This is a genomic window from Streptomyces plumbidurans (assembly GCF_019857225.1).
Taxonomy (GTDB): domain Bacteria; phylum Actinomycetota; class Actinomycetes; order Streptomycetales; family Streptomycetaceae; genus Streptomyces; species Streptomyces plumbidurans.
In genome coordinates this window covers 15,301-28,865 of the sequence record NZ_JAFJSY010000039.1, presented here as the reverse complement: position 1 = coordinate 28,865, position 13,565 = coordinate 15,301, and the positions used below count along the sequence as shown (strand labels likewise).

General features: G+C 70.6%; 15 protein-coding genes and 2 tRNA genes. 15 read left to right on the top strand and 2 right to left on the bottom strand.

The features are described 5' to 3' along the window. Positions 1-568: 568 nt before the first annotated feature. A complete protein-coding gene (locus JYK17_RS24015; RefSeq protein WP_108014643.1) occupies positions 569-1,951 on the bottom strand; it encodes a polysaccharide pyruvyl transferase family protein in 1,383 nt (460 codons plus the stop codon). A 236-nt stretch (positions 1,952-2,187) separates the two neighbouring features. Here JYK17_RS24015 and proB point away from each other — a divergent pair, with 236 nt between their 5' ends. From proB to JYK17_RS23990, 5 genes are all read left to right on the top strand, one after another. After that, positions 2,188-3,294: a glutamate 5-kinase gene (gene proB, locus JYK17_RS24010; protein WP_108014642.1), complete on the top strand. Its 1,107-nt coding sequence runs from the start codon at positions 2,188-2,190 to the stop codon at positions 3,292-3,294. 199 nt (positions 3,295-3,493) lie between these two features. Continuing rightward, positions 3,494-3,970, top strand: coding sequence for a DUF8830 family protein (locus JYK17_RS24005; RefSeq protein ID WP_372465269.1), 477 nt, complete (start codon positions 3,494-3,496; stop codon positions 3,968-3,970). Between the two features lie 73 nt (positions 3,971-4,043). After that, on the top strand, positions 4,044-5,330 hold the full coding sequence (locus JYK17_RS24000) for a glutamate-5-semialdehyde dehydrogenase (protein WP_108014640.1): 1,287 nt from the start codon (positions 4,044-4,046) through the stop codon (positions 5,328-5,330). Positions 5,331-5,398: 68 nt separating this feature from the next. Beyond that, a complete protein-coding gene (locus JYK17_RS23995; protein WP_234547800.1) occupies positions 5,399-5,974 on the top strand; it encodes an SCO2584 family spore wall biosynthesis protein in 576 nt (191 codons plus the stop codon). A 112-nt stretch (positions 5,975-6,086) separates the two neighbouring features. Further along, on the top strand, positions 6,087-7,157 hold the full coding sequence (locus JYK17_RS23990; RefSeq protein ID WP_108014638.1) for an SCO2583 family membrane protein: 1,071 nt from the start codon (positions 6,087-6,089) through the stop codon (positions 7,155-7,157). A gap of 117 nt (positions 7,158-7,274) precedes the next feature. On the opposite strand, the gene JYK17_RS23985 is transcribed toward JYK17_RS23990, so the two are convergent. After that, a complete protein-coding gene (locus JYK17_RS23985; RefSeq protein ID WP_108014637.1) occupies positions 7,275-8,375 on the bottom strand; it encodes a M48 family metallopeptidase in 1,101 nt (366 codons plus the stop codon). A 125-nt stretch (positions 8,376-8,500) separates the two neighbouring features. Between JYK17_RS23985 and JYK17_RS23980 the strand changes: the two genes are divergently transcribed. From JYK17_RS23980 to JYK17_RS23935, 10 genes are all read left to right on the top strand, one after another. Further along, entirely contained in the window at positions 8,501-8,662 is a 162-nt protein-coding gene (locus tag JYK17_RS23980; protein ID WP_164932240.1) for a hypothetical protein, read from the top strand. Between the two features lie 106 nt (positions 8,663-8,768). Next, entirely contained in the window at positions 8,769-8,933 is a 165-nt protein-coding gene (locus JYK17_RS23975) for a hypothetical protein (protein ID WP_164932241.1), read from the top strand. 71 nt (positions 8,934-9,004) lie between these two features. Further along, complete coding sequence (gene nadD / locus JYK17_RS23970) at positions 9,005-9,643, top strand: nicotinate-nucleotide adenylyltransferase (protein ID WP_108014636.1); 639 nt, start codon at positions 9,005-9,007, stop codon at positions 9,641-9,643. 16 nt (positions 9,644-9,659) lie between these two features. Beyond that, positions 9,660-11,351 carry an LCP family protein gene (locus JYK17_RS23965; RefSeq protein WP_128802935.1) on the top strand — a complete coding sequence of 564 codons (1,692 nt, stop codon included), beginning with the start codon at positions 9,660-9,662 and terminating at the stop codon, positions 11,349-11,351. Between the two features lie 113 nt (positions 11,352-11,464). Continuing rightward, complete coding sequence (gene rsfS, locus JYK17_RS23960; protein ID WP_016435231.1) at positions 11,465-11,908, top strand: ribosome silencing factor; 444 nt, start codon at positions 11,465-11,467, stop codon at positions 11,906-11,908. Then, positions 11,905-12,576 carry a histidine phosphatase family protein gene (locus JYK17_RS23955; protein WP_108014782.1) on the top strand — a complete coding sequence of 224 codons (672 nt, stop codon included), beginning with the start codon at positions 11,905-11,907 and terminating at the stop codon, positions 12,574-12,576. Before rsfS ends, JYK17_RS23955 begins: the two co-directional genes overlap by 4 nt. Before the next feature lie 73 nt (positions 12,577-12,649). Next, positions 12,650-12,722: transfer RNA gene (locus tag JYK17_RS23950), tRNA-Ala, on the top strand. A 210-nt stretch (positions 12,723-12,932) separates the two neighbouring features. Further along, positions 12,933-13,106, top strand: coding sequence for a hypothetical protein (locus tag JYK17_RS23945; protein ID WP_016435233.1), 174 nt, complete (start codon positions 12,933-12,935; stop codon positions 13,104-13,106). Positions 13,107-13,109: 3 nt separating this feature from the next. Further along, on the top strand, positions 13,110-13,343 hold the full coding sequence (locus JYK17_RS23940; protein WP_003976229.1) for a hypothetical protein: 234 nt from the start codon (positions 13,110-13,112) through the stop codon (positions 13,341-13,343). Between the two features lie 103 nt (positions 13,344-13,446). Continuing rightward, positions 13,447-13,519 (top strand) — tRNA-Ala (locus JYK17_RS23935). The last annotated feature ends 46 nt before the right edge of the window (positions 13,520-13,565 follow it).

The following is a 13,565-nucleotide window of genomic DNA, read 5'->3' as shown; positions in this document are numbered from 1 at the left end:
CCGGGACGGGGCGTGTTCTGGTGTCGGCGGGCGCTGCGGTGAGCCGGGTTGGGATGGCTGTCGTACGGGTGCCGAGTCCGGCCGGACCGGTCGCGGTCCCTTGGTCTGTCGGCGATGCGCGCCGGGCGTGGTGGAGCGGGCTGACGGGTCGGCGTGGGCGGGGTGCTGCCGCTCGGCCGGGGCGGGGCGTGTTCGTGCGCCGACGGCCGCTGCGGTCAGCCGGGTTCGTCATACGGGTGCCGAGTCGAGCCGGATCGGCGCGGGCCGTCGCCCTCCGGGCCGCGCGCAGGAGGCCTCTGTGAGTCGGCGGCCGCTGCGGTGAGCCCGGGAGGCGGTGTCGTCGTACGGATGCCGAGTCGGGCCGGATCGGCATCGGGTTGCCATTGCCTCACCGGTTCGGGTCAGCGCCGGGGCCCGGCCGAGCGCCCCGCACGACCCTGGCCCTGCGCGGCAGCGGCGTCCGGCCCGGTCGGGACGCTTTCGTGAGGCGGGTGGCAGGGCGCTTGCGTTTGTGCGGGGTCCCGCACGGCCCTTGCCCCTCGCCGGAGCTGTGCCCGGTCCGCCAGAGCTACTGCTTACCGGCCTGCAGTGCGCGGCGGATGGGGCGGCCCACTGCGCTTCTGGCGCGGCGGTAGACGGAGGATGAGCCCGGGGTGGCCGTTTTGGCGGCCCTCCGCTCCAGTTCTCGCTTCAACTGGGCGTTGTCCAGGGTCAGTTCGCTGATGCGGGTGTGCAGCCAGCCGAAGCGGGAGGTCAGGGAGGTGATGTCGGTGTCGTTCCAGGGGCGGACGCCGGGCGGGAAGTCCAGGGAGCGCAGGCGGGCCTCGAAGGCGGCGCCGCCGTCGCCGTGCGTGAACGTGTTCTCCAGGCCGTTGCGCTCCAGGAAGCCCGTGAACCGCTCGAAGCGCTCCAGGTGATTGCCGGTCAGACCGGTGAAGTCGGCCTCCTCGTACAACTGCGCGGGATCGAGCCCCGGGGTCTGCTTGTCGATGCGGCGGTGCGGGATCTCGAAGTACCGGCACAGCTCCAGCGTCCGCGAGTCGCCGCACAGCACGGTGGCGGGTGTGCCCGCGAGCAGCGCGGCGATGTTGCCGTGGATGCGGGAGCCGAAGGAGAAGTCGTAGTCGCGCAGGTCGTCGATCCAGGTCACCGGGTCGACGTACACGCGGACCTTGTCCTCGCGGAACATCGGGTGGTCGGGATGCGTCGGTATCCCCGTCACGGCGGCGTTCGGGTGGGACAGGTCCCGCCAGTGCAACTGCCGTGCGTCGCTGAGGTTCTGGCCGACGAAGGTCAGGTTCGGATAGCGGGCGTGGGTGCGCTCGATGAGCTTGTCCAGGCCCTGCTTCTGCACCACGCTGTGCGACCCGTTGATCGCGATGCGGGAGTCGGCGGTCAGCGCCGGCGCCCGCTTGTCCACGGCGAGTTCCTTGCCGTACATGAACAGCGACGGGCAGCCGATCACCTCGACGTCGCGGTACCCCAGGTCCTTGAGGTACTTCTCGGTGAACTCCCCGCGCACCCCGATGGAGGCGCTGCGGTCGAGGACCGCCGAGACGAAGGCGCGCACCGACTCCTCCATCGGCTTCAGCCGCGCCGCGTTGTAGTTCAACCCGGCCTGCGCGCCGATGCCCACCACCACGACCGGGATCCGCAGTCTGCTGATCAACCGGGTCAGCCGCTTCAACGAGATCTCGAACGAGGGCCGGAACGCGTTGGCCAGCGGCACGACGAAGGCGTCGTACTCCTCGTTGATCTGCTCCGCCGCCGCCACATCGGTCCGCATGCCGTTCGCCACGACCTCGGTGCCGGGTGCCTCGAGGATCTTGTGGGCGGCGTCACTGAAGATCAGATTGCCGGAGTTGGTGGCGATGACGTCCTGATGGAGGGCCTCCTCCACGGGAAAGACGTCGAAGGGACTCTTGCCCGAGCGCAGCAGGATGCGCTTCACACGGCGAACTTCGTTGGGTTGCACATCGTTCAAACTAGATTTACCTGCACTTTGATTTCTATAGGCAACCAGTGCAACCTTTTTGCCGTGCGCAATGCGTGAGCAAACGGTTACGTCATGTCTGTCCGGCAACTGGACCGGCACGCGAGACCCGGTCCCCTTCGCGTAGATTGCCGGTCGGGAAGCCGGAATGCGCGAGGGGACGGAAGACCAAGGTGGCAGGGGCAAGGCAGGCCGTGAGCAAGGCCCGCAGGATCGTCGTCAAGGTGGGTTCCTCGTCGCTGACCACCGCCGCCGGCGGTCTGGACGCCGACCGGGTCGACGCGCTCGTCGACGTACTCGCCAAGAGCCGCAGCGGGGGAGAGAAGGAGATCGTCCTGGTCTCCTCCGGCGCCATCGCCGCCGGACTCTCCCCACTGGGCCTGCGCCGCCGCCCCCGTGACCTCGCCCGCCAGCAGGCCGCCGCCAGCGTCGGCCAGGGCCTGCTCGTCGCCCGCTACACCGCCTCCTTCGCCCGCTACGGCGTCCGGGTCGGCCAGGTGCTGCTCACCTCCGACGACATGAGCCGCCGCGCCCACCACCGCAACGCCTCGCGCACCCTCGACAAGCTGCTCGCGATGGGCGCCCTGCCCGTCGTCAACGAGAACGACACCGTCGCCACCGACGAGATCCGCTTCGGCGACAACGACCGGCTGGCCGCACTCGTCGCCCACCTCGTCCACGCCGACCTGCTGGTGCTGCTCTCCGACGTCGACGGCGTCTACGACGGCGACCCCGCGAAACCCGGCACCTCGCGGATAGCGCAGGTGCGCGGACCGCAGGACCTGGCGCACGTGGAGATCGGCAGCGCGGGCAAGGCGGGCGTGGGCACCGGCGGCATGGTCACCAAGGTCGAGGCCGCCCGGATCGCGGCCGCCGCCGGCATCCCCGTCGTGCTGACCAGCGCCGTCCACGCGGCCGACGCCCTGGCGGGCAAGGACACCGGCACCTACTTCCACCCGGCGGGCAAGCGCTCCGCCGACCGGCTGCTGTGGCTGCAGCACGCCTCCACCCCGCAGGGCTCGCTCACCCTGGACGACGGCGCGGTGCGAGCGGTGGTCGAGCGCCGCACCTCGTTGCTGCCGGCCGGAATCGCCGCCGTGGAGGGCGAGTTCAGCGCCGGGGACCCGGTCGAGCTGCGCGACGGGGAGGGCCGCGCGGTGGCCCGCGGACTCGTCAACTTCGACGCCAAGGAGATCCCCCAGCTGCTCGGGCGTTCGACGCGAGAGCTGGCACGCGAGCTGGGCCCGGCCTACGAACGCGAGGTCGTGCACCGGGACGACCTGGTGCTGCTGCATCCCTGACAGCCGCGCACACACGAAACACACGCCACGCCGAGCAGTGGCCGAAAACAGGGGGAACGCCCGTTTCACGAGTCGCCCTGAGGTGGACGTTCCGCAAAAGCGCCCCGCGAACCCTTGCGGCCTGCTCAACTTTGTCCCAGGGACACATTCGGTACGAGCGCTGCTCGGCCGTCGCGTGAAGGAGGCCGTCGTGAGACGAGTGCGCCCTGGGACGGTGTCCCGAGGCGGCACCGGGGGCGCCCGGGGCGCCAGGAGTGCCGTCTCCCGCGCGGTCGGCGAGGAGCGCGCCCTGACCAGCGTCGCGACCGGCGACCGGTACGAAGGGCCGGAGGACCTGCCGCGCCTGTGGCACGTCACCCTCAGCGTCTCCGGCGAGGAGGCCCCCCTGAAGGAGGTGCGGCGCGGCCTCGAACAGCTCGCCCACGACCACCCCTTTCTGCTGACCAGCAGGTACGCCAACGACCACGCGGAGATCCGCTACTGGGAAGAGGCCCGCGACCTGCACGACGCCGCCGCCGTAGCGCTGCGCCTGTGGGGCGAGCACCGCCAGACCGCCAAGCTGCCGCCCTGGGAGATCGTCGGCCTGGAGGTCATCGATCGCGAGACCTACCACCTGCGGGTCGCCGAGGGCTTCGGCCCGCCGCCCGCGAGTCCGGTGGGCGTGCACCCCTTTTAGGGCGCCTTCGGCGGGTGTCTCGGGGTTTGGGATGCCCGGTGGACGGCCCCCCGGGGCGCACTACGCTTCCCCCATGACCACGCTCTCGCCGTACGACTCGATGTCCCCGGTCACGCAGGCCGCCTACCGCGCCAAGTCCGCCGCCGCGGACCTCGCCCCGCTGCCCCGCGCGGAGAAGGACGACGCGCTGCTCGCCATCGCGGACGCCCTGGAGGTCCGTACGAGCGAGATCGTCGAGGCCAACGCCAAGGACATCGCCAAGGCCCGCGAGAACGGCACCAGCGAGGCCATCATCGACCGGCTCACGCTCACCCCGGAGCGGGTGCGCGCCATCGCCTCCGACGTGCGGGACGTCGCCGCCCTGCCCGACCCGGTCGGCGAGGTCGTGCGCGGCTCGACCCTCCCGAACGGCATCGACCTGCGCCAGGTCCGCGTCCCGCTCGGCGTCGTCGGCATCATCTACGAGGCCCGCCCGAACGTGACCGTGGACGCCGCCGCCCTCTGCCTCAAGTCCGGCAACGCGGTCCTGCTGCGCGGCTCCGCCTCCGCCTACGAGTCCAACACCGCCCTGGTCAGGGTCCTGCGGGACGCCGTCGGGGGCGCGGGGCTGCCCGCCGACGCCGTTCAGCTCGTGCCCGGCGAGAGCCGCGAGAGCGTGCGCGAGCTGATGCGCGCCCGCGGCCTGGTCGACGTCCTGATCCCGCGCGGCGGCGCCTCCCTGATCCAGACGGTCGTCGCGGAGTCCACCGTCCCCGTGATCGAGACCGGTGTCGGCAACTGCCACGTCTACGTCGACGCGGCCGCCGACCTCGACATGGCGATCGACATCCTGATCAACTCCAAGGCCCAGCGGCCCAGCGTCTGCAACGCCGCCGAGACCCTCCTCGTGCACCAGGACATCGCCGCCGAGTTCGTGCCGCGCGCCCTGGACGCCCTCGCCGAGGCCGGGGTGACCGTGCACGCCGACCCGCGTGTGCTGGCGTACGCCAAGGACTCCAAGGCGACCGTCGTCGAGGCCACCCCGGAGGACTGGGACACCGAGTACCTCTCCTACGACATCGCCGCCGCCGTCGTCGACTCGCTGGACCGGGCGGTCCAGCACATCCGGCTGTGGTCGTCCGGTCACACCGAGGCGATCGTGACCTCCTCCCAGCAGGCCGCCCGCCGCTTCACCAAGCTGGTCGACTCCACCACGGTCGCCGTGAACGCCTCGACCCGCTTCACCGACGGCGGCCAGTTCGGCTTCGGCGCCGAGATCGGCATCTCCACGCAGAAGCTGCACGCGCGCGGTCCGATGGGGCTGCCGGAGCTGACCAGCACCAAGTACATCGTCACCGGCGACGGCCACATCCGGCGCTGAGATCCGGGCAGGCGGATGAATTTCCATACCGTCTGCCCAAATTGACCCCCCAGGTCTACTCTGGACATGTGCCGGAGGACGTGGGGGGCACGCCGTTCCCTGACGGCTGGGAGCCCGACGACGACCACGACCGCGGGGTGTCGGACGAAGAGTTCGCCTCCGTGGTGTTCGACGAGGCCTTCGTACGGGCGGCCGTGGTGCACGAGCCCACCGCCGTCGAACGCCTCCTTGCCGCCGCCCAGGCCAGAGCCGAGGCCTCCGAGGCGGAAGCCCGCCGGGCCCACGCCAGGGGCGAGCGGTACGAGGAAGGGTTCGGCTCCGACGACCGCACCGGTTTCGGCCATGATCCCGAGTTCGACGACCTGGACGACGCCGACGTCCTCGAAGGCCGCTACGGCACCTCGGGGACGTACGGGAAGCAGGTCCGCTGGCACCGCCCCGTCGCCTGGATGCTCGCCATCGTGATGGGCATCGGCATGGTCGCGCTGGCCTTCGCGGCGGTCTACCGCGGCGCCTCCTCGGGCAACCGGGACCAGGTGCCACCGCCCGCCTCGACCGGCCTGGAACAGGGCAGCGCGTCGGCCCCCTCCGCTTCCGTCGACACCTCCCAGCCCGCCATCCCGGTGATCCCGCGCAGCCCCTGAGCGGCGCCCGGAACCGCCCCCCGGCACCGCTGTCGGAACCTGGTGAGAACCTGTCAGAAGTTGTCGTGCAGCAGGGCGTTTACCGCGGGTCCCGGAGACCTACCCTGAAGGTATGGGAGGGCCTGGAGACCCACCTGAGGGGACACCCGAGGGCGCCCCCGGAGGTGGCGAGGACGAGTACCGATCCGTCGTGTTCGACGAGTCGTTCGTCCGTGCTGCCCGCCTCCAGGAGTTCTCCGCGCAAGAGCGCATGGCCGACCACGCGCCCGCCGTGCGCCGCCGTCCGCCGCTGCACCGGGGCCTGTCCCGGCAGGCGCTGATCCTCGTCCTGCTGATCGCGGTGGCCTTCGGCACCGCGATCTACATGGGCGTGCGCCACCCGTACCAGACCCCCGTCGCCCGGCAGCCCGTGGAACCCCTGCGGATGACCGTCATCCCGCTCTCCCCGCAGGGCCGCGTGCCGGGCGCCACCGATCCCGAGTTCCTGTACGCGCACAGCCCGGCCGCGCGGTTCCGCATCGGCGCCGAGGGCATTCCGCTGCCCGCCGCCCGGCGCACCGCGCACTTCTCGGACAGCCAGGTGGTCGCCGCCCTGAGCGCGGCCAAGGACTACATCGTGAAGTCCGCGCTGTATCCCGAGGTCATCGGCGGCCAGGACGTCCATGTCGTGCGCGTCCTGCTCGACGGCGCCCAACTCGACCAGTTCGACCAGAGTTTCGAGCATCCGGCGGCCGACGGGCGGCACCAGCCCACCGGATGGCTGGTTCGCTTCGACCAGACCCGCGCCGAGCTCGCCGACGACAGGATCCGCGTCCAGGGCAGCCTGCAGGTCGCCGAGACCGACGCCTCGACGCTCGAGGTCACCGCGGACCACACCTTCGTCTACGCCCTCAGGCCGACCGGCTCGGGCGCCAAGGCGCAGGCCTCGCTGTTCACCGTCCGGCGCGAGCTGCACTTCCGCTTCGACCGCGACGACCTGCGGCTGCGCCAGGCCCAGCTGACCGTCTCCTATGTGCAGGCCGGCCCGCTGTCCTGCGCCGAGGACTCGACGAACCACCTGCGCCCGCTGCTGGCGGGCCAGACGGCCAGGGCGGGCGGCCCGGCAGGCACCGACCCGTACGCGACGGGCGGGTTCACGGCTTTGTGCGGGACGTTGGCCACCGGGGCGCAGCCAAAGGTGTGACGGGGGCGCAGGGGGCTGCCCACCGGACGCGCACGGCCGGTCGTCCACCGCGGCCCGGTGGGGGCCGGTCGCGCAGTTCCCCGCGCCCCTGAGGGCGGAGCAGTCGCCCGGAGGCGCTCAGTGTTCCTCCTCCGTGGGCGGCTCGTCCTTCGGGGGGTGCTCCTGCGAGGTCGACGAGCCCGTGAACCCGTCGAAGCCGCGCCGCACGCGCCCGCCCAGGCCCCCGGCGCCGCCGGCGATGTCGCTGACGAGCTTCATCAGGGGGTCCTTGGAACTCTTCACATGGCCGGCGTAGCTCGCCGCGGACTCGCGGAAGGAATCGGAGACGGAGGTGTTCTTGTCCTCGTCGCGGCGCGGGTAGTGGCCGTCCATGATCCGCTGGTGGTCGCGGGACTCGGCCCACTTCTTCAGCTCGGCCGCGCGGACGGTGGTGAAGGGGTGGGTCCGCGGCAGCACATTCAGGATCTTCAGCACGGAGTCGCGCAGGTCGCCGCCCGCCTCGTACTCCTCGGCCTGCTTGAGGAAGGCGTCCACGTTCATCTCGTGCAGGTGGTTGCCGCCGGCGATCTTCATCAGGCCGCGCATCGAGGCCCGCAGGTCCTGCCCGACCAGCAGCCCCGCCCGGTCGGCGGAGAGCTCCGACTTGCGGAACCACTCGCGCAGTGCCGTCACGATCGCCATGATCGCGAGGTTGCCGAGCGGGATCCAGGCGACCCGGATCGCCAGCTGGGTCAGGAACAGCAGGATCGTGCGGTACACGGAGTGGCCGGACAGGGCGTGGCCCACCTCGTGCCCGACGACCGCCCGCATCTCCTCCTCGTCGAGCAGCTCGACGAGCCCGGTGGTGACCACGATGATCGGCTCGTCCAGGCCGATGCACATGGCGTTCGGCTGCGGGTCCTGGTTGACGTACATCGGCGGGACCTTCTCCAGGTCCAGGATGTAACAGGCGTCCCGCAGCATGTCGTTGAGGTGCGCGAACTGCTCGTCCGAGACTCGCACCGAGTCGGACAGGAACAGCAGCCGGAGACTGCGCTCGGGCAGCAGCCCGCTGAGCGCCTTGAAGACCGTGTCGAAGCCGCTCAGCTTGCGCAGCGCGACCAGGGCGGAGCGGTCGGCCGGGTGCTCGTACGCACGCGAGGAGATACCGGGGAAGCGCCTGCGCTGCCTGCTCGGTACGTTCTCGGGTCCGTTGTGCTCGTGGCCGTCGTCGGACATGTGTCCCCCATGTGCGTGTGAGTGGCCCCGTGCGGGCCCTTGTGCGGCCTTACGCGCCCCCGAAGCAAGCACCAGCCTAGGCGGAGTTACCGTGGACGGGCACTACACCGAAGGAGTCCAGCACCATGGAGCACACCGCAGCCGCCACGTGGCTCGCAGAGGCCGCGAGCGCCGCCCCGCACCAAGGGCCGGGGAATCTGCTCCGGATCGTGCTGATCGTGATGATCGTGGGGTGCGCGCTCACCGGGTGGTTCCTGATGCGGGGTTACAAGCAGAAGGACGACTGAGGACCGCCCCGGGTTCCCCAACGGCGGAGTCGGCGTGATCGCGGCGAGGGCGCCCGATTACGATTGGCCGACATCTTTGTCCCGCCCACACCGATAGGTTCTGTCGATGACGAGCTTCCACAGCGCTGCCGCCCAGTTGCTTCCTCTCGCCGCCGAGGGCGAGCACGGCGGCAATCACGAGAGCCTCAGCCCCTACCTCACCGGCGGCGGCGCCCTGTTCGTCCTGCTGCTTCTGCTGTGGATCACCACCCGTTTCAACCGCGACCGCTGAACCCCCTGCGGACCGCCCCGAAGGACCGGCCGGGCCGGACCTCTCAGGCCGGGCCGGTAGGGTCTGCACGCATGGGAGAGCAGGACATGCCTACCGGTCCGGTGAAGGGCGCGGCGAACAACGGCAAGCGCCGCCTGGGCGTCATGGGCGGAACGTTCGACCCGATCCACCACGGGCACCTCGTGGCGGCCAGTGAGGTCGCCGCGCAGTTCCAGCTGGACGAGGTGGTGTTCGTGCCGACCGGCCAGCCGTGGCAGAAGACGCACCGCGACGTCTCCCCGGCCGAGGACCGCTATCTGATGACGGTGATCGCGACGGCCGAGAACCCGCAGTTCTCGGTGAGCCGCATCGACATCGACCGGGGCGGCGCCACCTACACCGTGGACACCCTGCGCGACCTGCGGGCGCTCAACCCCGACACGGACCTGTTCTTCATCACTGGCGCAGACGCCCTCGGCCAGATCCTCACCTGGCGGGACTCCGAGGAGCTGTTCTCGCTGGCACACTTCATCGGCTGCACCCGGCCCGGCCACCATCTGACCGACCACGGCCTGCCCGAGGGCGGCGTCTCGCTCGTGGAGGTTCCCGCGCTGGCCATCTCCTCCACGGAGTGCCGTGCGAGAGTCGCCAAGGGGGACCCCATCTGGTACATGGTCCCGGACGGGGTCGTGCGCTACATCGACAAGCGCGAGCTGTACCGCGGCGAGTGAACCGAAAGGGGCACCGGTGAACGACCGATACGACGCGGGGTACGGCGGCGACCAGGGCGACCAGTACGAGGTCGTCGGCTACGACGAGTACGGCCGGCCCATATACCGGCAGATCGCCGCGCAGCAGGCGCCCCAGCAGAGTTACGACCCGTACGCGCAGCAGCAGGGCTACGGCTACGACCCATACGCGACCGGCACCCAGCAGCCGGTGCCGCAGCAGTACGACCCCTACGGCACCGGCCAGCAGCCCGTCACGCCGTCCTACGACCCCTACGCCACCGGCGGCGCGCCCCAGCAGCCGTACGACCCCTACGGGCAGGCCGCGGCCGGCGGCCGGCAGCCCCGCGTCGCCGAGCAGACCGCCCAGACCGCCTACATCCCGCAGCAGGCCGGTCCGGCCGAGGACACCGAGGCCCCCGAAAGGCCCGAACAGGACTACCACACCGAGCAGTTCGCCTTCGTCGAGGAGCCCGACGGGGACTCCGAGGACGTCATCGACTGGCTGAACTTCACCGAGAACCGCACCGAGCGCCGCGAGGAGGCCAAGCGCCGCGCCCGCAGCCGCCTCATCGGTCTCGTCGTGGTCCTGGCGCTGGTCGCGGTCGGCGGCGTGGGCTACCTCTGGTACGCCGGGAAGCTGCCGGGCCTGTCGTCCGGCTCGAAGAAGGGCGGCACCACGACGGCCGCGGGCGCCCAGAACCGCGACGTGATCGTCGTCCACCTGCACAACACCAAGGGCGGCGGCACCTCCACCGCGCTGCTCGTCGACAACACGACCACCAAGCAGGGCACCACCGTGCTGCTGCCCAACTCCCTTTCCCTGACGGACGACGACGGCACCACGACCACGCTGTCCAAGTCGGTCGACGACGACGGCTCCTCCGGCACCCGCGACTCCCTCGACACGGTCCTCGGCACCGACATCGAGGGCACCTGGCGGCTGGACACCCCGTATCTGCAGAACCTCGTCGACCTCGTCGGCAACATCGAGGTCGACACCAACACGGACGTACCGGACCCGACCGCCAAGAAGAAGGGCACCGAGCCGCTCGTCCACCAGGGCAAGGACCAGACCCTCAGCGGCAAGGCGGCCGTCGCCTACGCCACCTACCGCGCCTCCGGCGAGGCCCAGAACGCCCAGCTGCAGCGGTTCGGCCAGGTCATGGCGGGCGTGCTGCGCAAGCTGTCCTCCGACCCGACGGCCGCGACGACCACCGTGCAGACACTGGCCCAGATCCTGGACCCGTCGCTGACCGACAAGGACCTCGGCACCTTCCTCGCCAAGCTCGCCGACCTCGCCAAGGGCGGCGACTACAAGACCGCCCTGCTGCCGGTCCAGAGCGACGGCACCCTGAGCGCGCAGGCCAGCGCCAGCGTGGTCAAGGACATCCTCGGCGGCACCGCGAAGAGCCCCGACCAGGGCTCCGCGGTCCGGGTCTCGGTGCAGAACGCCAGCGGGGTCAAGGCCAACACCGACAAGGCCCGCGTGGTGCTCCTCAACGGCGGCTTCACCTTCCTGGAGGGCGGCACCGGCACCGCCAGGGCCACCTCCGAGGTCGTCTACGCGGACGCCAAGGACAAGGAGAACGCCACCGAGGTCGCCAAGACCCTGGGGCTGCCCGCCGGCTCGGTGAGCAAGGGCAAGACCACCTCGAACGCCGACGTCTCGGTGGTCCTCGGCCAGGACTACAAGCCGTCGTCGTCCTGACCGGCGACAACCGCCCGGCCCCGACGCCCCACGTGATCCGATAATCACGTGGGGTGCTCCCGGCGCTCCGTGAGACCCTTGATGTCAACAGACCGCCGACCGAAAGCCACGTAGTGACCGCCACTGACCGTTCCCTCGAGCTCATCAACACCGCCGCCCAGGCGGCCGCCGACAAGCTCGCGCACGACATCATCGCCTACGACGTCAGCGACGTCCTGTCGATCACGGACGCCTTCCTGCTGGCCTCCGCACCCAACGACCGCCAGGTCAAGTCGATCGTCGACGAGATCGAGGAGCGGCTGAACAAGGAGCTCGGCGCCAAGCCCGTACGCCGCGAGGGCGACCGCGAGGCCCGCTGGGTCCTGCTCGACTACGTGGACATCGTCGTCCACGTCCAGCACAGCGAGGAGCGCGTCTTCTACGCCCTCGAGCGGCTGTGGAAGGACTGCCCCGAGCTGGAGCTGCCCGCCGACGCGAAGGCCACCCGCGGCAAGGCCGAGGAGCACGCCAGGACGCAGGCCGCCGAGGAGGCGGCCGATCTCGGCGGTGAGTGGTGAGCGCCACCGGTGAGGTGTCCGCGGGTCGTCCGGGCCGCGGGCGCCGCGTCATCCTGTGGCGGCACGGCCAGACGCTGTGGAACGTGGAGCGCCGCTTCCAGGGCACCACGGACGTCGCGCTCACCGAGACCGGCATCGCCCAGGCCCGCCGCGCCGCCCGGCTGCTCGCCTCCCTCGAGCCGGACGCGATCGTCGCCTCCGACCTGCGGCGGGCCGCGGACACGGCGGCCGAGCTGGCCGCGCTCACGGGCCTGGAGATCGCCCACGACGAGGGGCTGCGCGAGACCTACGCGGGCGACTGGCAGGGCCTGACGCACGAGGAGATCATCGCGCGCCACGGCGAGCAGTACGCCGCCTGGAAGCGCGGCGAGCCGGTCCGCCGCGGCGGCGGCGAGCTGGAGACCGAGGTGGCCGATCGGGCCGCCCCCGTGGTGCTGCGGCACGCCGAGAAGCTGCCCGACGACGGCACGCTCGTCGTGGTCAGCCACGGCGGGACGATCCGCACCACCATCGGCCGTCTGCTGGGCCTCGAGGCCCACCACTGGGAGAGCCTCGGCGGGCTGTCGAACTGCTGCTGGTCCGTCCTGGGCGAGGGTGCCCGAGGCTGGCGCCTGCTGGAGCACAACGCCGGCACCCTGCCGGAACCGGTGCTCGGCGACGACGACTGAGCGGATTTCACTTTCCGGCAGGTCGCAGGCTAAAGTTCTTCTTGTTCGCCCCGCCGAGCGGGAAGAACCTGATGGGGCTATAGCTCAGTTGGTAGAGCGCCTGCATGGCATGCAGGAGGTCAGGAGTTCAATTCTCCTTAGCTCCACAACAAGATCCCGTCTCCGTCAGGAGGCGGGATTTTCTGTCTGTTCCTGTCCGGCCTGAGTCACTTGGGGCGCGCAGGCGTATACCTCTGTGGAGGCGCTCTGGGCGGTGCGTGTCCGTACTGGTACTGAGGCGTCGCTGACCGTATTGGTCCGGCCGTGGCAGAATCAAACGGCCGGAAGGGAGCGCGGCCCGACGGGAGGGAGCTGTGATGCCTGCGTGCATCCTCGAGGAGGTCGGCCACCTCCTCGAAGCGGCGTCGACACGGGACACGGTCACCCGTCTGAGCTGCCCTTCCTGCGGTTCCGTCCATGTCGCCCAGGTCCTCGGTGACAACGGCGGAATCTCCTACGTGTGCACGGCCTGCGGCCACAGCTGGAGCTGATCGATGGGTGCACACAGGCGCAAGTGCGATTGGTGCGGCAGCGGTACGCCGATCGTCCGGGACATGGAGCCCGTCAACCCCGACTACCAGTACTGGTGCGAGGAGTGCGCGCGGGCGCTGATCATAAAGGGCGACCCGATCGAGACGTACCGCGAACTGGAGGGCGAGCCGATCTACGGGCGCCTTCTGGAGGAGCACTGCACGCTCAAGAGGTTCTACTCGTTCGTCACCGCGTGACGCCTCGGCCCGGTCCCTGGGCCGGGGAAACGATTTGGTGTTGCCCCCGGGGGAGCGTGTAATGTTGGCGTCGCCGCCGGGGAGACCGGGCGGTCCACGGCACGGGGCTATAGCTCAGTTGGTAGAGCGCCTGCATGGCATGCAGGAGGTCAGGAGTTCAATTCTCCTTAGCTCCACAGCAGATCCCGCCGGATCATCACGATCCGGCGGGATCTTTGTCTG

Bases quoted from the DNA above. Each gene is read 5' to 3' on its own strand.
- JYK17_RS24000 (WP_108014640.1), top strand. From the start codon at position 4,044: ATGACCACGCTCTCGCCGTACGACTCGATGTCCCCGGTCACGCAGGCC.
- JYK17_RS23990 (WP_108014638.1), top strand. From the start codon at position 6,087: ATGGGAGGGCCTGGAGACCCACCTGAGGGGACACCCGAGGGCGCCCCC.
- JYK17_RS23985 (WP_108014637.1), bottom strand. From the start codon at position 8,375: ATGTCCGACGACGGCCACGAGCACAACGGACCCGAGAACGTACCGAGC.
- JYK17_RS23980 (WP_164932240.1), top strand. From the start codon at position 8,501: ATGGAGCACACCGCAGCCGCCACGTGGCTCGCAGAGGCCGCGAGCGCC.
- JYK17_RS23975 (WP_164932241.1), top strand. From the start codon at position 8,769: ATGACGAGCTTCCACAGCGCTGCCGCCCAGTTGCTTCCTCTCGCCGCC.
- nadD (WP_108014636.1), top strand. From the start codon at position 9,005: ATGGGAGAGCAGGACATGCCTACCGGTCCGGTGAAGGGCGCGGCGAAC.
- JYK17_RS23945 (WP_016435233.1), top strand. From the start codon at position 12,933: ATGCCTGCGTGCATCCTCGAGGAGGTCGGCCACCTCCTCGAAGCGGCG.
- JYK17_RS23940 (WP_003976229.1), top strand. From the start codon at position 13,110: ATGGGTGCACACAGGCGCAAGTGCGATTGGTGCGGCAGCGGTACGCCG.